This is a genomic window from Allobosea sp. NPDC055332 (assembly GCF_053645455.1).
The window spans coordinates 1,351,358-1,373,284 of record NZ_JBSHMO010000002.1; the positions used below are offsets into that span (position 1 = coordinate 1,351,358).

A 21,927-nucleotide genomic window follows, 5' to 3' on the forward strand; every position below is an offset into this window, starting at 1 on the left:
CCCATTGCGGCGCCTGCAATCGGGGCGAGCAATGCAGGCCGGCTCGGTCTTGGCCCGATCAGGGCGTGTATCGCAGTTGCGGAGCCCCTTTTGTGACGAAGCCCGCCGATCCCAGCCTCGTATCGCTGCGGGCGCGGCCTATTGTCCAAATCGGGCCCGCCGCCATGGCGAGATCACATTCCGGGGTTGAGTTGCGGTCTTCCCAGACTGCGCCGGAGGCCGTGAACCTTGCTCGTTCAGATCGGAACGCTCATCGCCGCGACGAGCCTCGTGCAGCTCGCCAACGGCTTCTTCAACACGTTCCTGTCGCTGCGGCTGACAAACGAGGGCTTCGGCGCGACGCTGACCGGCCTGATACTCAGCGCCTATTTCATCGGCTTCACCATCGGCGCCGTCGGCTGCGGGCGGGTGATCCAGCGCATCGGCCATATCCGCGCCTATGCCGCCTTCGCCGGCATGGTCGTGGTCGGGACGGCGGCGATGCCGCTCTTCGTCTCGCCGCTCGGCTGGATCTTGTGCCGGATGGCGATCGGCATCGGCTGCGTCGGCCTGTTCATCACCACCGAGAGCTGGCTCAACGCCAAGGCGCCGCCCGAGCAACGCGGCCGCATCTTCTCGATCTATATGGTCGGCACGTTTCTCGCGCTGGCGGCCGGGCAGTTGCTGATAGGCAAGCTCCCGGTCGAGACCGCCGTCCCGTTCAACATCATCGTCGCGCTGTTCGCGCTGGCGCTGGTGATGGTCAGCACGACCCGCGCGGAAGCACCGGCGCTGCCGCCCGAGGCCTCGCTCCCCTATGGCGAGCTGACGCGGCAGGCGCCGATCTCGGTGATCGGCTGCGCCATAGCTGGCATGATCAGCAGCGCCTTCTATGCACTGTTCCCGGCCTGGATGGCGCGCAACGCCATTCCCCAGGAGACGATCGCGCTGTTCATGCTGGTCGCGGTGCTCGGCGGCTTCGCCTTCCAGGTTCCGGTCGGCCGTTTCTCCGATCGCGGCGATCGCCGGATCGTGCTGGCGGGGCTGGCACTCGGCTTCTCTGTGGCAGCCGTCGCGCTCGACCTCGTACCGCGCCATCTCGGCGCGGTGCTGCCGGTCGCCGCGCTGCTCGGCGGCTTCATGTCGACGCTCTACCCGGTCTGCGTCGCGCATGCGCTCGACCGCATGCCGCAGGACCGCGTCGTCGCCGTCAGCGGCCGCCTGATCCTGGTCAGCGGCATCGGTTCGGCGCTCGGCCCGATCCTCGGCGCCCAGGTGATGGCGCGGCTCGACATCAACGGCCTGCTCTATTTCATGGCCGCGATCAGCGCCCTGCTCGCCGCCCTCGCCGCGCTGCGCATACGCCAGCGCGCCGCGCCCGAACAGATGTCGGAGCGCCCCTTCGCGGTCCTCGACCCGATGACGGCGCCGATCTCGCAGGAACCCGAAGCGACGGAGGCGGATGGATCGCCGCGCCCGCTGCCGGCCTGAACCGATCGATCAGGCCCGCGTGAGATTGGCCGAGAGCTCGGGCTTCACGTTCAGCGTCTGGAAGACGACGCAATAGCGCTCGGTCAGCTTGAGGAGCGTGTCGAGCTTCTCCTGCGGCGCATCGGTCTCGACGTCGAAGGAGAGCCGGATCGCCTTGAAGCCGACGGCGGCATCCTTGGCGACGCCGAGCGTGCCGCGGAAGTCGAGATCGCCCTCGGCCCGGACCGTACCCTTCTTCAATTCGATTTCAAGCGCGGTCGCGACAGCCTTCAGCGTCACGCCGGCGCAGGCGACGAGCGCCTCGAGCAGCATGTCGCCGGAGCAGAGCTCGGCACCGGAGCCGCCAGTCGCGGGATGCAGGCCGGCAAGCGCGATCGCCCGGCCGGTCTCGACCTTGCAGGCGATGTGCTGATCATCGAGCTCGCCCCTGGCCTTGAGCGTGATCACCGCCGCATCGGGCGCCTCACGATACCTGTCCTTGAGCGGGGCCTGCAAAGCACGCAGCGCGGTGACGTCCATGATCGTGATCCTCGGGCAGAAACGGGTCGCGGCCTGTCTAGCCGCTTCAGGCCGCCGCCTCCACCTCCGGCGGGACATGCCGGCTTTCCTTTTCGAGCGCCCGGCGCAATTCGCGGCGCAGGGCGACGAAGCCGACGGATCGCTCGTCGCGCGGGCGGGCGAGCAGATTATCGAGGCTGAAGGCGACCGGGCCCGGCTGCTGCGGCAGAACGAGGATGCGGTCGGCCAGGCGCACGGCCTCCTCGACCGAGCCTGTGGCGATGACGACGGCGGGGCGCCCCTGCGTGCAGAGTTCGGGCAGGAAGGCGGCGAGCCGGCCCCGAGCCTCGGCATCGAGCGCGGCGAAAGGTTCTTCGATCAGCAGCAGACGCGGCCTGACCAGTAGCAGGCGGGCGATGGCGAGCCGCAGCAGCCCTTCGGGCAAGAGCGCTTCCGGCCGCTGCGCCGCCTGCGCAGCGAGGCCAACGCGGACCAGCACATTGGCGATCAGGCCCTCGCGCTCGAACGGCGTCGCCTTCGGCAAAGCGAAGGCGAGGTTCTCGGTGAGGCTGAGCCATGGGAAGAAGCGCGGCCGGGCGCAGAGCAGGCCGAGCTCAGCCGTCGGCACCGTCCCCTCCTCGCCTGCGAGGCCGACGAATGCGCGCAGCGCCGCCTGCCGCGTCTCGGCGGTGCCGAGCAAAGCAACGACCTGGCCAGCCGCCGGGCGCGGCAGAAAGTCGTCGGAAGAGCGGGAGAGATCGCGAAGAACGGCCGACATAACTGGCTCCTTCCATAACAAGGCGGAGGGAGCGCCGACGGCATCAAGCCATCTCGTCGTCCCGCGCTTTAGCTGCATTTGTTTCGCGCCCGCAAGCTGAGGCTCAAATCGGCGCGTGTCCTTTCATAAGGTCTGCGCGTCCGTTTTGTCAAACAGACGATCGCATTCGGCGAACTCGCCTCGTGTAAGCCGATAGCGGCATTGCAGGATGGTCGCCCCGCGCGATCGAGAAGATCGCTCGACCTGGTCGAGCAAGCGGAAACCCAGCTTGGTCAGGATACGCCCCGAGGCGGTATTGTCGGCGGCGTGGCTCGACCGAAGCGCCGACAGGCCTGCTTCTGCGAACGCGAACCGGGCGACCGCCCGCGCCGCCTCGGAGGCGAAGCCCTGCCCCCAAGCGACCTGCTCGAACCAATAGCCGAGCTCGCCCTCGCCATCAGCGATCTCGTCGATATCGACGAGCCCGATCATCCGGCCGCCCAGCATCACAGCGAAGCGATAGGCCTCCCTCGCTGCCCATTCGCGTGGGTGATCGGCGAACCAAGCCGCGATCTCGATGCGGTCAGGCGGGAACGAGGCCATCCGCAGCATGCGGGTGACGGCCCAGTCGGACTGGATCTCGAAAGCGCGCGGCGCATCCTGTGCCGTCGATGGCCGCAGTTGAAGACGCTTGGTGGTGATCATTGCGAGGCGGGAACTCGGTAAGTTCAGCGCAGGCTGGCACGAAGCACGCGCTTGCGGAACTACGTGATCACCGCCCCGCGGAGCCGCGCACGCAAGCCTCGATATTGTTGCCGTCGGGATCGAGCACGAAGGCGCCGTAGTAGTCGCCGGCGCCCTCGCGCGGGCCGGGCGGGCCGTTGTCGCGGCCGCCGGCCGAAAGCGCCGCTTGGTAGAACGCATCGACCGCTGCCTTGTCCGGCGCGATGAAGGCGATATGGGCCTGGTTCAGCCCGGCGCGCGAGCCCTCCACCCAATAGGATGGGCGGATCGTGCCGATCCAGAGATAGGGGATCGGCTCCTGCGCACTGCGACCAAACAGGAAGGATTCCGGGCCGTTGGAGGCAGTGGCGAGGCCAAGCGGCCGGGCGATCGCATCATAGAAGCGGCGCGCCTTGGCGAGGTTGGTGACGACGATGCCGGTGTGGTCGATCATGCAGGTTGAACCCGGCGCAGGCAGGCTTGTTCCTCAGCCGCGGATCACCACCACATGCCGGCGCTCTCGGCGGTCTTGTGCTGGCGCGGCTCGCTGTCGGTGAGCGAGCGGTCGAGCGTACGCAAGGCCTCGCGCTTGATCGCCTCGAAAGCGGGCGAGAGCCGGTCGCGTGGGCGGGTCAGCGGATTGTCGAGCTCGTCGAAGATGCGCCCTGGCCGCGGCTGCATCACGACGATGCGGTCGGCCAGCGTCACCGCTTCCTCGACATCGTGGGTGACCATCACCACGGTAGGCCGGCTCTCCTCCCAGAGCGCGAGGAGATGGCCATGCAGGCTGGCGCGCGTGGTGGCGTCGAGCGCCGAGAAGGGCTCGTCCATCAGCAGGAGCTTGGGCCGGGTGACCAAGGCACGGGCGATCGCGACACGCTGCTGCTGGCCGCCGGAAAGCTCGCGCGGCCAGCGCGCCTCGTAGCCGGCGAGGCCAACACGGGCGAGCGCCCCGGTGACGAGGCGCGCGCGCTCCGCCGCGGGCAGATGGCTGAGGCCGAAGCCGGCATTGTCGGCGACCGAAAGCCAGGGCAGCAAACGCGGCTCCTGGAAGATCACGCCGACATCGGCGCGCGGCTCGGTGATGGCGGCGGCGTCGAGCAGAGTGCGGCCCTCGCTCGGCCGGTCGAGCCCGGCGACGAGGCGCAGCAGCGTGGTCTTGCCGCAGCCGGAGCCGCCGACCAGCGCCAGGATCTCGCCGGCAGCAACGGAGATGTCGATGCCGGACAGCGCGCGGGTGCCGTCGGCATAGGTCTTGGAGAGATTGTCGAAGGTCAGCATCCCGCGCCCTCAGAGCCTGTCCCTGGCGGTGTCCTGCCAGGCGAGGAAGGGGCGCGTCAGTGCGAGCAGCAGGCCGTCGGCGAGCTTGCCGAGCACGGCGAAGGCAATGATCGCGGCGATGATGGTGTCGGGCCGGCCGAGTTGCTGACCGTCGACCAGAAGATAGCCGAGGCCCTCGCTCGCGCCCATGATCTCGGCGGCGACGACGAACATGAAGCCGAGGCCGAGGCCGCCACGCAGCGCCGTGAACCAGTCGGGCAGGATCGCCGGCAGCAGCACGCGCCGGACCATGGCGAGCCGGCCAAGGCGGAAGACGCGGCCGACCTCGACGATCTTGCGGTCGATCGAGAGGATCGCGGCGGCGACGCCGAGATAGACCGGGAAGAAGACGCCGACCGCGATCAGCGCCACCTTCGAGGCCTCGAAGATGCCGAACCAGAGGATGAAGAGCGGCACCCAGGCGATCGATGGGATGGCGCGCAGGGCCTGCAGCGTCGGATCGAGCAGGCCGCGCGCCAGCGGCAGCGCGCCGGTCAGGGCGCCGAGCGCGGTGCCGACGGCGGCGCCGATGCCGAACCCAGCACCGACGCGCCAGAGCGTCGCCAAGGCATGGGTCCAGAGCTCGCCGCTGACGGCGAGCTGCCAGAGCGTTTTGCCGACCACGCTGGGCGGCGGCATCAGCCGGCCATTGGCGAGACCAGCCCGGACCAGGATTTCCCAGATGATCGCGAGGACAATGGGCAGCAGGAAGCCGGCGAGGCGCAAGCCGACGCGAGAAGCCGGCCGCGCAGGCGGCGCGGCCGGCTTCTCGTCGATGGCGTCTGCAATCTCGATCGAACTCATTACGACGGGATCATGCCCGCTCAGTTGGTCGCGGCAAAGCGCTTGTCGATCAGCGCGTCGACCGTCGCCTTGACGTCGGCAGTGGCGGGCAGGACGCCGGCCTGCTGCAAGGCCAGGCCCGCGGCGAGAATGGTCTGCGCCTGCTCGGCACCGATCGTGCTGTGGGTCAGCTCGGTCCGGGTGAGCTGCCGCTCGATCACCGCGTCGGAGAGCTTGGTCGCCTCGACCAGCGCCTTCCTGACCTCGGCCGGGTTGGCGAGGGCGATGGCGCGCGCCTCCTCATAGGCCTTGAGAACCTTGCGGACGAGCTCGGGGTTCTTCTCGGAGAACTCCTCGCGGACATTCAGCACGCCCCAGGTGTTGTCGGCGGCCTTGCGGTGGAAGAGCTTGGCGCCGGCCTCAACCTCGGCGGCGGCCATCATCGGGTCGAGCCCGGCCCAGGCCTCGACATCGCCACGCTCCAGAGCGAGCCGGCCATCGGCATGCTGCAGCAGCACGAGCTTGACGTCCTTCTCCGTCAGGCCGGCCTCGGCCAGCGAACGGACGAGGAAAATATGCGGATCGGTGCCACGGGTGACGGCGACGCGCTTGCCCCTGAGATCGGCAACCTTGGTGATCTCGGTCTTGGCACCGGTGACCAAAGCGGTCCATTCCGGGCGCGAATAGACATAGATCGACTTGATCGGATTGCCGTTGATCTTGGCGATCAGCGCCGCGGCGCCGGCGGTCGAGCCGAAATCGAGCGAGCCGGCATTGAGGAATTCGAGGGCCTTGTTCGAGCCGGCCGAGAACACCCAGCGCACCTTGATGCCGTCGGCCTCCAGCGCCTTCTCGAGGATGCCGCGCTCCTTCAGCAGGAGGCTGACCGGATTGTAGGTGGCGTAGTCGACGCGGATCTCCTTCGGCGCCTGCGCCTGCGCACTGCCAAAGGCGAGCGAAGCTGCGGCAAGGCCGGCGAGCACGGCGCGGCGGGTCAGAGCTGGGATGGTCAGCATGGCGTTCCCCTTCGATCGACTTATGCGAAGGGGTGGAGGACATCAGCCTCCGGCGCCCCCGCTTTAGCTGCACTTGTTTCGCGCCCGCAAGCTGCTGGCTCAAATCGGCGCGTGTCCGATTGATAGGTTCGATCGTTCTCTTTGTCAAACAAGACGTCTATTGCTGTGAGATGCTAATTTTCACACTTTACATATGTTGAATTATGTTTCCGCGCTTGGCCCCGTTCGTGCTAGGGATCGCTGATCGCCGCGTCTGCCGAAAGTCTCGAAGAGCCTCGTTCAGTGCCGCCCTCCCCTGACAAGCCAGCACCACGCCTCACCGAGTTCATCGACAATCCCGCGGCTGCGGTTGGCAAATTGGCACGGCCGTTCGGCAAAGGGGATCGCGACGGCCTACGAAGCGCCCTGGTCAGTGCCCTGCGCGACAATCTCGAGGAAGGCCGCCAGTCGGCACGGGAGATCCTGGCCCGCACCCGCAACGGCTTGTCTTGCGCCAAGCGGTTATCCGGCGTGATGGACAGCGTGGTCGCCAGCCTGCATGCGGCGGCGACGCGGCACTTCTACCCGGTCGACAACCCGTCCGCGGGGGAGCGCATCGCCGTCGTCGCGGTCGGCGGCTATGGCCGCGGCACGCTGGCCCCGGGCTCCGACGTCGACCTGCTCTTCCTCTTCCCCGACAAGCAGACCGCCTGGGGCGAGAGCGTGGTCGAGGCGATGCTCTATCCGCTCTGGGACCTGAAGCTCAAGGTCGGCCATTCCGTGCGCTCGGTCGACGACTGCATCCGCGAGGGCCGGGCGGACATGACGATCCGCACCGCATTGCTGGAGGCACGCCTGATCTGCGGCGACGCGGCGCTGTTCGCAGAACTTCAGCGGCGCTACGGCGCCGAGATCGCCGAAGGCACCGCGCCCGCCTTCACCGAGGCCAAGCTCGCAGAGCGTGAAACCCGCGTCGCCCGCGCCGGCTCGTCGCGCTATCTGGTCGAGCCCAATGTCAAGGACGGCAAGGGCGGCCTGCGCGACCTCAACACGCTGTTCTGGATCGCCAAATACTCCTATCGCGTCGACGATTCCGCCGAGCTGGTCGAGGCCGGCCTGTTCGACGCGCGCGAATTCGCGATGTTCCAGCGCTCGGAGGAATTCCTCTGGCGGGTGCGCTGCTGGATGCATTTCATCACCGGCCGGGCCGAGGAGCGGCTCTCCTTCGACCTGCAGCGCCAGGTCGCGGCCGCGATCGGCTATGCCGGCCGCAGCGGCCAGGCGCCGGTCGAGCGCTTCATGAAGGCCTATTTCCTCGTCGCCAAGGATGTCGGCGACCTCACCGCGATCGTCTGTGCCGCGCTGGAGGCGCGCCAGCAGAAGCCGCGCGCCAGCCTGACCAGCCTGATCGGCACCTTTACCAAGCGCCGGCGCGTGCGGGCGCTCGGCCATCCCGATTTCACCCTGCAGGGCCAGCGTCTCGCCGTGATCGACGACGAGGCCTTCAAGCGCGACCCGGTCAACCTGCTGCGGCTCTACGAGATCGCCAGCCGCGACGATCTTGCCATCCATCCCGACACCAGCCGGCTGGTGACGCAGTCGCTGCGGCTCGTCACGCCGCAATTGCGGCAGGACCGCGAGGCCAACCGCATCTTCCTGGAGATCCTGACGGCACGGCGCTCGCCGGAAGCGGTGCTGCGCCGGATGAACGAATCCGGATTGCTCGGTCGCTTCATCCCGGATTTCGGCCGCGTCGTCGCGATGATGCAGTTCAACATGTATCATCACTACACGGTCGACGAGCACCTGCTCCGCTCGATCGGAATCCTCGCCGAAATCGACGGCGGCAAGCTGGAAGCCGAGCATCCCCTCGCGAATTCGATCTTCGCAACGATCACCAATCGGCGCGCGCTCTATGTCGCGCTCTTCCTGCACGACATCGCCAAGGGCCGTCCGGAAGACCATTCGATCGCCGGCGCGCGCATCGCCCGCAAGCTCTGCCCGCGGCTCGGTCTCACCGAGGCGCAGACCGAGACGGTGGTCTGGCTGATCGAGAACCATCTGGTGATGTCGACCGTCGCCCAGAGCCGCGATCTCGGCGACCCCAAGACGATCGAGAGCTTCGCAGCGATCGTGCAGACGCTGGAGCGGCTGAAGCTCTTGCTGGTGCTCACCGTCGCCGACATCAAGGCGGTCGGCCCCGGCGTCTGGAACGGCTGGAAGGGGCAATTGCTGCGCACGCTCTATTACGAGACCGAGGTCGTGCTCGCCGGCGGCCATTCCGGCATCGAGCGCAAGGCCAGGGTCGAGCGCAAGCAGGAGGCGCTGGAAGCACGCCTCGGAGACTGGACCGAGGGCGAACGGGCTGCCTATCTCGCCCGGCACTATCCCGCCTACTGGCTCAAGGTCGAGCCCGAGCGGCAGGAGCAGCATGCCCGCTTCCTGCGCGAAGCCGAGATCGCCGGCCGCACCACAGCGACGCGGGTCGAGACCGACCAGTTCCGCGGCGTGACCGAACTCACCGTGCTGGCGCCCGACCATCCGCGCCTGCTCGCCATCGTCACCGGCGCCTGTGCCGCCGCCGGCGGCAACATCGTCGACGCGCAGATCTTCACCACCACCGACGGGCTGGTGCTCGACACCATCTTCGTCTCGCGCGCCTTCGAGCGCGACGACGACGAATTGCGCCGCGCCGAGCGGATCGCCGCCGCGATCGAGCGTGCGCTCAAGGGCGAGATCAAGATCGCCGATCTCGTCGCCCAGCGCCGCGCCCCGCCGCCGCGCGGCGGAACTTTCCAGGTCGCGCCCGAGGTCATCATCGACAATGTGCTGTCGTCGCGGCACACGGTGCTGGAGGTCTCGGGTCTCGATCGGCCCGGCCTGCTCTACGATCTCACCACCGCGATCGGGAAGCTCAACCTCAACATCGCCTCGGCCCATATCGCGACCTTCGGCGAGAAGGCGGTCGACGTCTTCTACGTCACCGACCTCACCGGAGCCAAGATCACCTCGACCGGGCGGCAGCTGCTGGTCCGCCAGGCGCTGCTCGCCGTGTTCAATCTGGAGCTCGACAAGCCCGCCTCCGGCAAGACCAAAGCCTTGGCTCGTGCTTGATTTCGCCCCGCCGAAGCCCGATATCGGCGGCGAAGCCGGTGTGCCCCAGAGGTGACGCCGCAATGATGCATGACGATCAACGATTGGGATGATGGAATGACGCAGAACCCTGCGAAGGACGATCCGAAGCCGGAAACCGAGAATCAGGACGTGGCCGAGACGACTGCGAGCGAGACGCAGGCGCCCGATCCGCTCGCCCTGGTCGAAGCCGAGCGCGACGACCTCAAGGACAAGCTGCTGCGCACCCTCGCCGAGATGGAGAATCTGCGCCGGCGCACCGAGCGCGAGATCGCCGACGCCAAAGCCTATGCCGTGACCAGCTTCGCCCGCGACCTGCTCGGCTCGGCCGATAATCTGCGCCGTGCGCTCGAAAGCGTGCCGGAGACGGCCCGCGCCACCGCCGACACTGCTCTGAAGGCGGTGGTCGAGGGCGTCGAGCTGACCGAGCGCGAGCTGCTGAAGACGCTGGAGCGTCACGGCGTGCGCAAGATCGACCCGCAGGGCGAGAAGTTCGATCCGAACCTGCATCAGGCGATGTTCGAGGCGCCGGATGCTGCGATCGCCAAGGGGCTCGTCTCCAAGGTGGTGCAGACCGGCTACAAGATCGGCGAGCGCGTGCTGCGCCCGGCGCTGGTCGGCGTCTCGGCCGGCGCGCCCAAGCCCGCCACCAACGGCTCGGAGAACCCGGCCGCGGATGCCGGCGACAAGCCGGCGAACTGACCGGTGCTCGAAGCTGCGGGCGTCGTCGTCTTCGCCCTGACCGGGGCGCTCGTCGCCGCCCGCAAGCGGATGGATCCGTTCGGCTTCATCCTGCTCGCCATCGTCACTGGTGTCGGTGGCGGCACCTTGCGCGATCTCCTGCTCGACCGGCGCGTCTTCTGGATCGAGGCGCCGTCCGACGTGATGCTGTGCACGGCCGTCGCCGTGGTTGCCTGGGCGATCGCCTATGCCAAGCCCGGCATGCTCGACGGCTGGGGCGCCAAAAGCCTGCTGATCTGGGCCGACGCCGCCGGGCTTGCGCTCTTCGCCGTGGTCGGGGCGCAGAAGGGCCTGGCCGCAGGCGTTCCAATCCCCTCCGCGATCGCCTTCGGCGCGATGACCGCGACCTTTGGCGGCATCATCCGCGACCTCATCGCCGGCGACCGGCCGATGGTGCTGTGGAGCCGCGACTTCTACGTCACCGCCGCAGCCGCCGGCGCCGGGGCGACGGTCGGCCTCGCACAGATGGGCGCCGACCCACGGCTCGTCATGCTCGGTGGTATCGCCGTCGGTTTCGGCCTGCGCGCCGGCTCGATCCTGTTCGGCTGGTCGTTCCCGAGGCTGCCGGGCGACGACCCGCCCACGCCTTCAAGCTGACGGTTTGGTCACCCGCCGCAAGGTCAGGTTGATCCGCCCGGCCTGCGGCAGCAGGCTCGACGAGCCCGCGAGGATGCGGTCGATGCCGTGAAAAGCGAGCCGCGCCTCGCCGCCGAAGGCGAGCGCATCGCCCGAGGCCAGCTTCAGCGAGGCCGTCTTGCCGCCGCGGCTGGTGCCGCCGATGCGGAAAACGGCGGTGTCGCCGAGCGAGAGCGACAGCACCGGCGCATCGAACTCCTGTTCGTCGCGGTCCTGGTGCAGGCCCATCTTCGCGGTCGGCTCGTAGAAATTGACCAGGCAGGCTTCAGGCGGGTGCGGATAGCCCGCGAGCTCCTCCCAGGCGCGCAACAGCCGGGCGGGGATCGGCGGCCAGGGCGCGCCGGTCTCGGGGTGCAGCGGCTGGTAGCGATAGCCGCGCTCGTCCGAGACCCAGCCGAGGGCGCCGCAGTTCGTCATTTTGACGGAGAATAGTTTTCCGGTCTTCGGCATGCGCGGCACATAGAACGGTGCCTGCCGCGCCGCCTCGCGCAATGCGATGACCAGCGCCGCCTGCTCGGCCGGATCGAGATAACCCGGCCAATGCGTCACGCCCGGGGCGACGGCGAGCGCGGCCATCGCCGTGCTCAGAACTTGTCGAGGCCAAGCACGTCGGCCATCGAATAGAGGCCAGGTTTGCGGCCGCGGCCCCAGAGCGCGGCCTTGACCGCCCCCTGCGCGAACAGGCTGCGATCCTCGGCGACATGGGCGAGTTCGAGCCGCTCGCCGGCCCCGGCGAAGATCACCTTGTGGTCGCCGATGACGGTGCCGCCACGCAAGGCTGCGAAACCGATCGTGCCGGGCTGGCGGGCGCCGACCTGGCCGTCGCGCACCGCGACGCGGGATTCCGCGAGATCGACGGCACGCCCCTGCGCAGCCACCTCGCCGAGCAGGACGGCGGTGCCGGAGGGCGCGTCGACCTTCATGCGATGGTGCATCTCGACGATCTCGATGTCCCAGTCGGTGCCGAGCGTCGCCGCGACCTTGCGCACCAGCGCTGCCAGCAGGTTGACGCCGAGACTCATATTGCCGGAGCGAATGATCGCGGCATGGCGCGAGGCGGCTTCGAGCTTGGCCAGATGCTGCGGCTCCATGCCGGTGGTACCGGCGACATGGACGATGCGGGCCTGGGCGGCGAGGCCGGCGAAGGCGACCGTGGCCTCGGGCGTGGTGAAGTCGAGCACGCCCTCGGCCTCGACGAAGGCGGCGAGCGCATCGTCGCTGACCAGAATACCGCTGGCGGGCAGGCCGGCGAGCACAGCAGCATCCTGGCCGAGCGCAGGCGAGCCCGGCCGCTCGATCGCCGCGCAGAGCACGCAGCCCGGCGTATCGTTGATCGCTTTGACCAGCGTGCGGCCCATCCGGCCGGCAGCGCCGACGACGACGAGACGCATGTCGCTCATGGTGAAGCTCCAGATAGCCAAGGCAGGCGCCGGACGCCGACGCTAGAGATGCCTATAGGGCGCTTCTAAGCCGGCCGAAACGAAAAACGGCCGGGCAAAGCCCGGCCGCGCAGATTTCGGGTGTCGTCGCTGGCTCAGTCGACCGGCTGGATCGCCGCGACCTTCCACTCGCCGCCGCGCGAACGCACGAACGTCCAGTGCTCGGTGACCTCGCGCGGGATGGTGGCGTGGCCTTCCACGACCTTGCCGCCATTGCGCTCGACCATGGCAGTGAGCAGGCTGAAGCGCATCGCGACAGTGGCGTAGTCGTAGCCGTCCTCGCGCCAGGATTCGGCGAGGTCGCCCTGCAGCAGCTTGACGTCGGCAGCCTTCTCGATCAGCCCCTTGCGAGCGTTGTCGGCGAACTCGTCCTCGAGCGCGCCCGAAATCTCCGGCGTGGTGATCTGGCGCAGGCGCGCGACGTTCTCGTCGGAGATCGCGGCCTGAACCTCGGAGAGCAGGCGCTCGAAGGTGCCGTAATCGGCTCCCTGCAGCTCGAACTCGACCGGCTTGGTGGCAGCAGCCGCGGCAGCACCGCCACCGAGACCGCCCATGGCCGGAGCAGCCGGCTGCGGCTGATAAGCCTCACGGCCGAGCGGGCCACCGGCGCTGGCGAGCTGCGGCTCGCTGCGGCGACGGAACAGGCGCAGCGCCAGCCAGATCAGGCCACCGATCAGCGCGACCTGGAAGAGCAGGCCGAGCATGCCGGCGAGACCGCCGAAACCGGCGCCCGAGAGCAGGCCGAACAGGCCGGCGCCAAGCAGACCACCGGCGACGCCCATCATCAGGCTGCGCGCCATGGACGGGCGGGCCGCCTGCGCGGCGGCACCCGCCGCAGCGCCAGCGGCCGGCGTGGCGGCCGACGGGCCGGGCGCCTGCGTCGGGCTACGCTGGAACGAGGAGCCGGGCGCGGTCGGCGTCGGCGCGACCTGCGACTGGCTGCGCGAACCGCGGCTACCCATGCTGCGGCCGCCCGGGGCGGCCTCGGCGATGATCGGCACCAGCAGAAGAGCGCCGGCGATGAGGGCGATTGCACGGCCACGACGGGCGAGCGAAATCAGTGACATGGTTCCTCCCGGAGCCGGGATCGGCTCACTGGACCCGGAATATGGTCGGGTCGTACGACTTTCGCAAGGAGGGGGCAGCCTCCAACCTTCGGCGAACACGCCCTGACAATATTGGGTTGCCGGCTTCAATATGCTATCGTTTCCGCATCGTTACGCTGATCAGGCGAACGACAGGAGCGAGCCATGGTCCGACCCCCTCGGAGGCTACCCTGCTCTGGTGCCGCAACGCTGCTGTTGTCGGTTCTCTCTGCGACGATGCTATTACTGTCTTCGCCCCCCGCCCTGGCGCAGGAGCGGGCTGTCGCATTCGACAAGCCGCGTCTGGCGCAGGCGCCCGAGCCCTATTGCTTCTGCTGGAACGACGGCAAGAAGATCGCGGAGGGCAGCATGGCCTGCATCCGCACCACGATGGGACGACGCCTCGCCACCTGCGGCCGGGTGATCAACATGATGTCCTGGGAAGTGACCGAGAACCCCTGCCCTGAAAGCTGAGCGGTTCTGACGGCTCCAAAGGAAAAGCGCCGCAGGGCCTCTCCCGCGACGCTTCCCAATTGGCTTGTGGTCCTTCGACTTGAGACTGACTTCCCCGTCAGAACGCTCCGATCACGATCGCCAGAACCAGCGCAAATGCCGCACCCATGGCCAACCGGTCGAGACTTAGCGCGAGGTTCATGTGAACCCTCCTTTGTCATTGACCTGACATGGAAGCTAGCAGAAACAGCGGCCGCCGCAAGTGGCTGCGTCGCCGCAGCCAAGGCCACACCAGAGAAGCGTACTTAATCAGCGGTTAAAGCATTGAACTGCTTTGTGGATAGTCCCGAACAAGACCTTCTCGACAGAGGTTATTAGTATTCCAAAGTGCAGTATAAATCCTTTCCGCCACAATCAAGCCGGAGTTGTTGCAGCGCAATATTGTCCCACGCGGGACCAGCGCCCAGATCTTGCCGAGTTGTCGTCATGCCGGCATCAGGATCAGGCGTTCGAGCGCACGCGCCACGGCGATGACGCGGGCATCGTCCCCGAAACGCCCGACCAACTGGAAGGAGACCGGCAGCCCGCGCGGACCACGCATCAACGGCACGGTCAGACAGGGCGTGCCGAGCAGCGTCCAGAGCCGGTTGAACTTGGAATCGCCAGTGGAAGCGAGCGTCTCCGGCGCCTCGCCCGGAGCGGCATAGGTCAGCACCAGATCGACCTCGCCGAGCCAGCGCTCTGCGACCTGCCGTCCACGCCGGGCATTGGCGCGGGCTGCGTCGTAGTCCTGCGGCGTGGTGGCGCGGGCCTCGTCGAGATAGGCGCGCAGTTTCGGCGGCAGGTCGTCACGATGACGGGCATATTCCCAGGCGAGCGCCTGCGTCGCCTCCCAGTTCTGCAGTGGCCCATGAGCGTGAAAGGTCTCGGCGAGCTCGGCCGGCGCCGCAACGTCCAGAACGGTCGCTCCGCCCTTGCGGGCGAAATCGGCGATACGCTGCAGCGCTCCCTCGCAGGACGGCTCCGGCTTGTCGGTGAACTCCTGCCGGCAAAGGCCGAGCCTGAGCCCCTCCAGCGCAGCCTCGGGCGCGTCGAGATCGGCGCGCCCGGTCAAGGCCGCCAGAGCGAAGCCGAGATCGTCGGCGCTGGCGGCCATCAGGCCGAGCGTGTCGAGCGACCAGGAGAAGGGCTTCACTCCGACCGTCGGCAGCAGCCCATAGGACGGCTTGATCGCGGCGACCCCGCAATAGGCGGCTGGACGGATCACCGAGCCGCCGGTCTGTGTCCCTATCGCGAGCGGGACGAGACTGGCTGCAACCGCCGCCGCCGAGCCGGCGGAGGAGCCGCCTGGGCTGGCCGAGGGATCGTGCGGGTTACGGGTCGGCGCAGGATCGAGGAAGGCGAAGGCTGTGGTCTGGGTCTTGCCCGCGACGGTCGCGCCCGCCGCCTTCAGCGCCATGACGACCGGCGCATCGGCCCTGGATTGATAATCGTCATAGATTGCCGAGCCCATGCCGGTCGGCAGATCGGCGGTGTCGATGATGTCCTTGACGCCGACCGCAACGCCGGAGAGCGGCCCTTCACCTGCGGACAGTCTTTCGGGACGAGCCGCGAAGGCCCTGAGGTCGCTATCCCGCTCGTCGATTCGCCGCTCGCTGTCGGCGAGGGCTGCCTGGGCCGAGATCTCGCCATTGGCGACGCGGCGAGCGATATCACGAACCGAAAGCATGAACCTGCCCCTGGAATCCTGCGGCCGGACGACCGATGCGGCCATGCTGGCACAGGCCCCGCGCATGAAGGAAGCCAGGAACAAGCCCTTGCAAGCGGGGTATGCAGCCGGCGCGCCGCGACGGCGCGCGGCTCAATAGGTCGCGCGGCCGCCCGAAAGGTCGAAGATGCCGCCGGTCGAGAAGGAGCAGTCGTCGGAGGACAGCCAGAGCACCAGCCGGGCCAACTCCGGCACCTCGACGAAGCGCCCCATCGGGATACGCGACAGTATATCGGCGCGCCGCTCAGCCGAAATTTCTCTCGCCATCGCCGTCTCGGCAGCGGCCGGCGTCACCGCGGTGACGATGATGCCCTCCTTCGCCGTCTCCTTGGCGACGCTCTTGGTCAGCGCGATCAGCCCGGCCTTCGAGGCGGAATAGGCTGCGGCCATCGCCATGCCTTCCTTGCCCTGGATCGAGGCGATGTTGACGACATGGCCGCGCAGCGGGTGGCCATCCGGCGAGCGACGCGGCTCCTGGCGCAGCATCCGGCCTATGACGGCCCGCGTGACCAGATAGGCGCCGAACAGGTTGACCTGCAGCACGCGCTGGAAGTTCTCCGGCGTCGTCTCCCAGATCGGCCTGACCTCGCCGAGCACGCCGGCATTGTTGATCAGGATGTCGATGCGGCCATGGACCGAGATCGCGGCATCGGCCGCCGCCTCGACGGCGTTGAGATCGCGGATGTCGAGCTGGCGCTGGCTGGCCCGGCGCCCGAGCTCGGCCACGGCCTGCGCCAGGCCATCGGCATCCTGGTCCCAGAGCTCGACACTCGCGCCGGCCCCGATCAACGCATTGGCGATGCCGCGGCCGAGACCACCGGCGCCACCGGTGATCACCGCATGGCGGCCAGAGAGATCGTAACGCGCGCTCATCAGCCGGCACTCCAGGCGGTCTTGGTCCGGGTGACCTGGTGGCGGTAAAGGCCGAGCGAGAACGGACCCTCCCCGCCGAGAGCCTTGAGCTCCTCGGCGCCGAGCTCCGCCTTGGCCAGGGTGATGAAGTCCGCCTCGTCGCCCCAGCCTTCGACCAGCAGCACCCAGCGCGGCACGGCGTTGGCGACGCCGCGCACCTTCTGCTCGGCGGTCGCGACGCCGCTCGCCTGCGGATCCGACACCAGCAGATGGACGCCGGCGACGCCACGCATGGCGAGCAGATCCGGCACCAGCCCGCGCAGCAGCGCCGCCTTGTGGGCCGAAGCGATATTGTCGGGCACATCATAGCGCAGGGTCGCGATCAGCCCGCCCTGGGCCGGCCCGCTGGTGTGGCCGACACGGCAGATCGCGCGCGCCACCGAGCGGAAATGCTTCACGGCCGAGACCGTCCAGGGCGTCGGCGCGTTGACCCTGGTCGTGTAGTCCTGCCCCTTCAGCACCTCGACGGTCTGCGCCTCGTACAGATTGAAGAACTCGAGATCGGCGTCGATCGCGACATAACGACGCCCGCGCAGGAAGCCGGGGATACCGACCCGCTCCGGCATGTGCTCCTCGCCATGCCAGGCATAGAATTCCGCCCTGCCTTCCGGCGCGATGTCGTGCCAGATCGCGACCGCACCCTCACCTGCCAGGCTCATCGTCCCCTCCACCGGGCTCATCCAGCGCGGCGCGTTGACTCGGCCTCGCCTCCTCTCTATACGAAAATGAAATCCAAATTGGAAACGATTTCCAATTCTAATCGAGACAGGGTGGGAACGAGTGACGATCGCGGCGGTCGAGCGTGCATTCAAGCTGCTGGAGGCGCTGGCCGGCGAGGCCGACGGCGCCGACCTGACCGTGCTCGCCGAGCGGCTCGACCTACCGGTCAGCGCGACCCATCGGCTGCTCGCAAGCCTCGCCGAGCGCGGCTTCGTCACGCAGGACCCGCAATCGGGTGCCTATGGGCTGACGCTGAAGCTGTCGCAGCTCGCCTTCCGCAATCTCGATTTGCGCGGCCTGCCCGATGCCGGCCAGATCGTCCTCGACGCGCTCGCCCGCGCCACCCGCGAATATTGCCGCCTCGCCGTGGTCGAGGGCGAGAGCCTGACCTGGATCGCCCGTGCCCAGGGCGCCACCGCCGGGCTGCGCTACGAGCCGCCGATGGGGATGGGCATCGTCCTGCACGCCACCGCCACCGGCAAGGCCTGGCTCGCTTCGCTGCCGGAGCAGGAGGCGTTGCGCATCGTCTGCGCGCGCGGCTTCAACGCGGATGGGCGGACCGGCCCGAACGCACTGGGCGACGTCGACGCCCTGCGCCGGCACCTTGGCGAGACCCGTAGCCGGGGCTACGCGCTGGCGGTCGAGGAGGGTGAGATCGGCACCGTCGCCATGGCGACGACCTTCCGCGCCGGGCCGGATGCTAGCGCACCGGTCGCCGGCACGCTCAGCGTCGCCGGGCCATTGCCGCGCATGCACGAGGCGCGCCGGGGCGAGGTTGCGGCGGCGCTCGCCACCGCCGCACGGGAGATGGCGGCAATCTGGCCACTCAGGCGGCGGCAGATCGGCGCGCTTCCCACCGTATCGAGCGAAGCGCCCGCACGGGCGACGCCGACAGAGACATCAGCATGAGCAGCGACACCGCGACCACCACGGCCACGCCGTCAGCCTCCGGCAAAGCCGCGGCTTGGCTCTCGGCCATCGCCTGGCCGCTGGCGAGCTTTGCTGTGCTGCTCGTCGCCTGGCAGCTTCTGGTGCCGATGGCCGGCATTCCCGAATACATCCTGCCGGTGCCGAGCGCCTTCTTCGAGCGGCTCTGGCTCGATCGCGCCGACATCTTCCGCCACACGCTGGTTACGGCGAACGAGATCGTGCTCGGCTTCCTGATGGCGGCGGTGATCTCGATCCCGCTCGGTTACATCATCGTCTCGGTGAAACTGCTCGAGAAGGCGATCTATCCGGTCATCGTCTTCTTCCAGCTCGTGCCGAAGATCGCGATCGCACCGCTCTTCGTCGTCTGGTTCGGCTTCGGCCTGTTCCCGAAAGTGCTGCTGACCTTCCTGCTCTGCTTCTTCCCGACGCTGGTCGCGAGCATGACGGGCTTCAGGGCGCTGGACGAGCGCGTACTCTATCTGACCCGCTCGATGGGCGCCTCGGCCTGGCAGACCTTCCGCTATGTCCGGGTGCCGGCGGCGCTGACCTATATCTTCTCCGGGCTCAAGGTCTCGGCCGTGTTCGCGGCGACGGGCGCGATCGTCGGCGAGTTCGTCGGCGCCAATGCCGGCCTCGGCTATCTCCTGCTGCGCGGCACGAGCTTCCTCGACATGCCCTTGATCTTCGCCTGCCTGGTGGCGCTTTCGGCCGTCGGCATCCTGTTCAGCTACCTCGTCGACTGGCTCGAAATGCTGCTGATGCCCTGGCAGCGCAAAGGCTGAAGACCAAAGACGCGACCGACAATCCGGGCGAACCGGAACAACAGGGAGAACGACCATGCTGAGAAGGACATTGCTCACCGCAGCCGCGATACTGGCACTCGGTACGAGTGGCGCGCTCGCCCAGGCCGGCGGCAAGCCGATGAAGATCACCCTGAACTTCCTCGCCGCCGCGCCCAATGCCGGTTTCATGATGGCCAAGCAGATGGGCCTCTACGAGAAGGCCGGGATCAACCTGACGATCGAGGAAGGCAAGGGCTCGGGCACGACCGCGCAGATGGTCGCGACGGGCCAGACCGATGTCGGCTTCGCCGACGCGCCCGCCGCGATGCAATTGCGGACCAAGGGCGCGCCGGTGAAGATCGTCGCCCCAGTGCTGCAGACCAATGGCTTCGCCATCATAGCGCTGGAGGACAGCGGCATCGCCTCGCCCAAGGATCTCGTCGGCAAGAAGCTCGCGGTCCAGCCCGGCACGGCCCAGACGACGCTGCTCGACGCCATCCTCGCCAGCAACGGCATCGACAAGGGCAAGGTCGACGTCATCAACATCGACCCTGGCGCCTTCGTCGGTGCGCTCCTGGAGAAGAAGGTCGACGCCATCCTCGGTGGCGCCGATTTCCACTCGGTGCAGATCCGCGAGCGCGGCTTCAAGGTGCGCGACATCTTCTATCGCGATGTCGGCGTGCCGACCGTCGGGCTCTCGATCATCGCCCGCGACGACAAGATCAAGGCCGATGCCGACCTCTACAAGAAGTTCATCGAGGCAAGCCTGCAGGGCTGGGATGCCGCCCGCAAGAACCCGGACGGCGCCGCCGACGCCGTCGTCGCGCAGTTCCCCTCGGTGAAGAAGGCGCAGGTGCTGGCGCAGTTCGACGTCGTCAACAAGCTGCTCTGCGCGCCCGGCGCGACCTCGCTCGGCAAGGTGCCGGAGAAGAACTGGAGCGTGAGCTTCGACCTGCTGACGCAGTATCTCGGCCTGCCCAAGGACAAGCCGATCAGCGACTACTACACGACCGAGCTGCTGCCGGCTTCGGCACCGGCCTGCTCGTGAGCGCCATGGCCGCCAGTGCCGCCGCCTCGATCGAGGGGCGCGGCATCGTCAAGACCTTCGGCGGCTTCACCGCCGTCGACGGCCTGACGCTCGACATCAGGAGCGGCGAGTTCGTCAGCCTGATCGGCCCCTCCGGCTGCGGCAAGAGCACGTTCATGCTGATGGCGGCCGGGCTGATCCCGACCAGCGGCGGCGAGCTCCTGGTCAACGGCAGGAAGCTGACCGAGCCCTTGACCGATATCGGCATCGTCTTCCAGGACCATTTGCTGCTGGAGTTCCGGACGGCGCTCGAAAACGTCATGCTGCAGGCCGAGATCCGCAGCCTGCCACTGGCGCCGGCCAGGGAACGCGCGCTCGAGCTCTTCGCCAAGCTCGGCATCAGCCATGCCGCCGACCGCTATCCGAAGCAGCTCTCCGGCGGCATGCGCCAGCGCGTCTCGATCGCCCGCGCGCTGATCCACAATCCCTCGGTGCTGATGATGGACGAGCCTTTCGGAGCGCTCGATGCGATCACCCGCACGCAAATCCGGCACGATCTCGAAATGCTCTGGCTGGAAACGGCCAAGACCGTCGTCTTCATCACTCACTCGATCGAAGAGGCGATCGGCCTCTCCGACCGGGTGCTGGTGATGTCGCCGACACCCGGCCGGGTCGTCGACGAGATCAAGATCGAACTGCCGCGGCCGCGCCCGGCCCATCTCGGCGACTATCCGAGCTTCAACGCCTATGCGGATCGCATCCATGACGCGTTCCGGCGGTTCGGCGTGATCAAGTACTAGAGGGCAGCGCCGCCGCGCGCGGTCGCTACTGCGCCGTCATGCTCGCCCTTGTGGCGAGCATCCACGTCTTGAACACCGCATTGCTCGAACGACGACGTGGATGGTCGGGACAAGCCCGACCATGACGGAGAGGGCACTTCAACCCGGCCGCTTCGGAATCTCCAGCCCACGCTGCACCGCCGGACGCGCCAGCCCGCGCTCCAGCCATTTCGGGACGAGCTTGAGCTTGTCGTACTCGACGAGTTCACCGGCGCCGTAGAAGCCGACGAGATTGCGGACCCAGCCGAGCGTCGCGATGTCGGCGATGGTGTACTCGTCGCCCATCAGCCAGTCGCCGCCAGCGAGCCGGGTCTCGAGCACGCCGAGCAGGCGCTTGCTCTCATTGGCGTAGCGGTCGCGTGGGCGCTTGTCCTCGTATTCGCGGCCGGCGAACTTATGGAAGAAACCGACCTGACCAAACATCGGGCCGATCGCCGCCATCTGGAAGAAGACCCATTGCAGGGTCTCGTAGCGGCGCGCCGGGTCGGTAGGCAGGAACTTGCCGGCCTTGTCGGCGAGATAGACCAGGATCGCACCCGATTCGAACAGGCCGAACGGCTTTCCGCCGGGGCCGTTGGGATCGATGATCGCCGGGATCTTGCCGTTCGGGTTGAGCGAGAGGAATTCCGGCGTCCAGCTCTCGTTCTTGCCGATGTCGACCAAATGCGGCTCATAGGGGATGCCGGTCTCCTCCAGCATGATCGAGACTTTCACGCCATTGGGCGTTGGCAGCGAATAGAGCTGCAGCCGGTCGGGATGCTGGGCCGGCCAGCGCTGCGTGATCGCGAAAGCGGAGAGATCGGACATCGAGAGACTTCCTCGGATGGCGGGCGAGGCGCCGGCGTTGCCTGGCGTGCCCTGTCGGCGGGACGCCGATGGCGCGGAGCCATGACGTTGCGTCGTAAGTTGGAGTGCAG

23 protein-coding genes are annotated in these 21,927 nt (G+C 67.9%); 9 read left to right on the forward strand and 14 right to left on the reverse strand.

What is annotated here, in order from left to right:
* The first annotated feature begins 228 nt into the window (after positions 1-228).
* Entirely contained in the window at positions 229-1,470 is a 1,242-nt protein-coding gene (locus tag ACWIGM_RS15080; RefSeq protein ID WP_454026724.1) for an MFS transporter, read from the forward strand.
* 9 nt (positions 1,471-1,479) lie between these two features.
* Here the strand turns inward: ACWIGM_RS15080 and ACWIGM_RS15085 are convergent, their stop codons facing one another.
* From ACWIGM_RS15085 to ACWIGM_RS15115, 7 genes are all read right to left on the reverse strand, one after another.
* Entirely contained in the window at positions 1,480-1,989 is a 510-nt protein-coding gene (locus tag ACWIGM_RS15085; protein WP_454026725.1) for an OsmC family protein, read from the reverse strand.
* Positions 1,990-2,035: 46 nt separating this feature from the next.
* Positions 2,036-2,746: a hypothetical protein gene (locus ACWIGM_RS15090; RefSeq protein ID WP_454026726.1), complete on the reverse strand. Its 711-nt coding sequence runs from the start codon at positions 2,744-2,746 to the stop codon at positions 2,036-2,038.
* A 123-nt stretch (positions 2,747-2,869) separates the two neighbouring features.
* Entirely contained in the window at positions 2,870-3,430 is a 561-nt protein-coding gene (locus ACWIGM_RS15095) for a GNAT family N-acetyltransferase (RefSeq protein WP_454026727.1), read from the reverse strand.
* Between the two features lie 67 nt (positions 3,431-3,497).
* Positions 3,498-3,902: a VOC family protein gene (locus ACWIGM_RS15100; RefSeq protein ID WP_454026728.1), complete on the reverse strand. Its 405-nt coding sequence runs from the start codon at positions 3,900-3,902 to the stop codon at positions 3,498-3,500.
* 44 nt (positions 3,903-3,946) lie between these two features.
* A complete protein-coding gene (locus ACWIGM_RS15105; protein WP_454026729.1) occupies positions 3,947-4,729 on the reverse strand; it encodes an ABC transporter ATP-binding protein in 783 nt (260 codons plus the stop codon).
* A gap of 9 nt (positions 4,730-4,738) precedes the next feature.
* Complete coding sequence (locus ACWIGM_RS15110; protein ID WP_454026730.1) at positions 4,739-5,572, reverse strand: ABC transporter permease; 834 nt, start codon at positions 5,570-5,572, stop codon at positions 4,739-4,741.
* Positions 5,573-5,592: 20 nt separating this feature from the next.
* Complete coding sequence (locus tag ACWIGM_RS15115; protein ID WP_454026731.1) at positions 5,593-6,567, reverse strand: aliphatic sulfonate ABC transporter substrate-binding protein; 975 nt, start codon at positions 6,565-6,567, stop codon at positions 5,593-5,595.
* Between the two features lie 327 nt (positions 6,568-6,894).
* Here ACWIGM_RS15115 and ACWIGM_RS15120 point away from each other — a divergent pair, with 327 nt between their 5' ends.
* The 3 genes from ACWIGM_RS15120 to ACWIGM_RS15130 all read left to right on the forward strand — a co-directional run bounded on the left by ACWIGM_RS15120 (position 6,895) and on the right by ACWIGM_RS15130 (position 11,016).
* Positions 6,895-9,660 carry a [protein-PII] uridylyltransferase gene (locus ACWIGM_RS15120; protein WP_454027010.1) on the forward strand — a complete coding sequence of 922 codons (2,766 nt, stop codon included), beginning with the start codon at positions 6,895-6,897 and terminating at the stop codon, positions 9,658-9,660.
* A 96-nt stretch (positions 9,661-9,756) separates the two neighbouring features.
* Complete coding sequence (grpE, locus tag ACWIGM_RS15125) at positions 9,757-10,380, forward strand: nucleotide exchange factor GrpE (RefSeq protein ID WP_454026732.1); 624 nt, start codon at positions 9,757-9,759, stop codon at positions 10,378-10,380.
* 3 nt (positions 10,381-10,383) lie between these two features.
* Positions 10,384-11,016, forward strand: coding sequence for a trimeric intracellular cation channel family protein (locus tag ACWIGM_RS15130; protein WP_454026733.1), 633 nt, complete (start codon positions 10,384-10,386; stop codon positions 11,014-11,016).
* Here ACWIGM_RS15130 and ACWIGM_RS15135 read toward each other — a convergent pair.
* The 3 genes from ACWIGM_RS15135 to ACWIGM_RS15145 all read right to left on the reverse strand — a co-directional run bounded on the left by ACWIGM_RS15135 (position 11,008) and on the right by ACWIGM_RS15145 (position 13,561).
* Positions 11,008-11,631: an alpha-ketoglutarate-dependent dioxygenase AlkB family protein gene (locus tag ACWIGM_RS15135; RefSeq protein WP_454026734.1), complete on the reverse strand. Its 624-nt coding sequence runs from the start codon at positions 11,629-11,631 to the stop codon at positions 11,008-11,010. The two genes, ACWIGM_RS15130 and ACWIGM_RS15135, sit on opposite strands and share 9 nt — an antisense overlap.
* Before the next feature lie 8 nt (positions 11,632-11,639).
* Positions 11,640-12,446 carry a 4-hydroxy-tetrahydrodipicolinate reductase gene (gene dapB / locus ACWIGM_RS15140; protein WP_454027011.1) on the reverse strand — a complete coding sequence of 269 codons (807 nt, stop codon included), beginning with the start codon at positions 12,444-12,446 and terminating at the stop codon, positions 11,640-11,642.
* 143 nt (positions 12,447-12,589) lie between these two features.
* The gene (locus tag ACWIGM_RS15145; RefSeq protein WP_454026735.1) at positions 12,590-13,561 is read right to left on the reverse strand and encodes a TIM44-like domain-containing protein; all 972 of its coding nucleotides are present in this window, start codon (positions 13,559-13,561) and stop codon (positions 12,590-12,592) included.
* Positions 13,562-13,816: 255 nt separating this feature from the next.
* Between ACWIGM_RS15145 and ACWIGM_RS15150 the strand changes: the two genes are divergently transcribed.
* Positions 13,817-14,053, forward strand: coding sequence for a hypothetical protein (locus ACWIGM_RS15150; RefSeq protein WP_454026736.1), 237 nt, complete (start codon positions 13,817-13,819; stop codon positions 14,051-14,053).
* Between the two features lie 463 nt (positions 14,054-14,516).
* On the opposite strand, the gene ACWIGM_RS15155 is transcribed toward ACWIGM_RS15150, so the two are convergent.
* The 3 genes from ACWIGM_RS15155 to ACWIGM_RS15165 all read right to left on the reverse strand — a co-directional run bounded on the left by ACWIGM_RS15155 (position 14,517) and on the right by ACWIGM_RS15165 (position 17,371).
* Positions 14,517-15,761, reverse strand: a complete 1,245-nt coding sequence (locus tag ACWIGM_RS15155; protein WP_454026737.1) for an amidase — start codon at positions 15,759-15,761, stop codon at positions 14,517-14,519.
* Between the two features lie 132 nt (positions 15,762-15,893).
* A complete protein-coding gene (locus ACWIGM_RS15160; protein ID WP_454026738.1) occupies positions 15,894-16,673 on the reverse strand; it encodes an SDR family NAD(P)-dependent oxidoreductase in 780 nt (259 codons plus the stop codon).
* Positions 16,673-17,371: a hypothetical protein gene (locus tag ACWIGM_RS15165; RefSeq protein ID WP_454026739.1), complete on the reverse strand. Its 699-nt coding sequence runs from the start codon at positions 17,369-17,371 to the stop codon at positions 16,673-16,675. The genes ACWIGM_RS15160 and ACWIGM_RS15165 overlap by 1 nt, the downstream gene beginning before the upstream one ends.
* Before the next feature lie 121 nt (positions 17,372-17,492).
* Between ACWIGM_RS15165 and ACWIGM_RS15170 the strand changes: the two genes are divergently transcribed.
* From ACWIGM_RS15170 to ACWIGM_RS15185, 4 genes are read left to right on the forward strand one after another with little or no spacing between them, the layout of a single operon-like run.
* Complete coding sequence (locus ACWIGM_RS15170) at positions 17,493-18,341, forward strand: IclR family transcriptional regulator (protein ID WP_454026740.1); 849 nt, start codon at positions 17,493-17,495, stop codon at positions 18,339-18,341.
* Positions 18,338-19,144, forward strand: a complete 807-nt coding sequence (locus ACWIGM_RS15175) for an ABC transporter permease (protein WP_454026741.1) — start codon at positions 18,338-18,340, stop codon at positions 19,142-19,144. The genes ACWIGM_RS15170 and ACWIGM_RS15175 overlap by 4 nt, the downstream gene beginning before the upstream one ends.
* Positions 19,145-19,199: 55 nt before the next feature.
* Positions 19,200-20,192, forward strand: a complete 993-nt coding sequence (locus ACWIGM_RS15180) for an ABC transporter substrate-binding protein (protein ID WP_454026742.1) — start codon at positions 19,200-19,202, stop codon at positions 20,190-20,192.
* A 5-nt stretch (positions 20,193-20,197) separates the two neighbouring features.
* Positions 20,198-20,971 carry an ABC transporter ATP-binding protein gene (locus ACWIGM_RS15185; protein ID WP_454026743.1) on the forward strand — a complete coding sequence of 258 codons (774 nt, stop codon included), beginning with the start codon at positions 20,198-20,200 and terminating at the stop codon, positions 20,969-20,971.
* Between the two features lie 138 nt (positions 20,972-21,109).
* Here ACWIGM_RS15185 and ACWIGM_RS15190 read toward each other — a convergent pair whose 3' ends face one another.
* Positions 21,110-21,817 carry a glutathione S-transferase N-terminal domain-containing protein gene (locus ACWIGM_RS15190; protein WP_454026744.1) on the reverse strand — a complete coding sequence of 236 codons (708 nt, stop codon included), beginning with the start codon at positions 21,815-21,817 and terminating at the stop codon, positions 21,110-21,112.
* Positions 21,818-21,927: the final 110 nt, after the last annotated feature.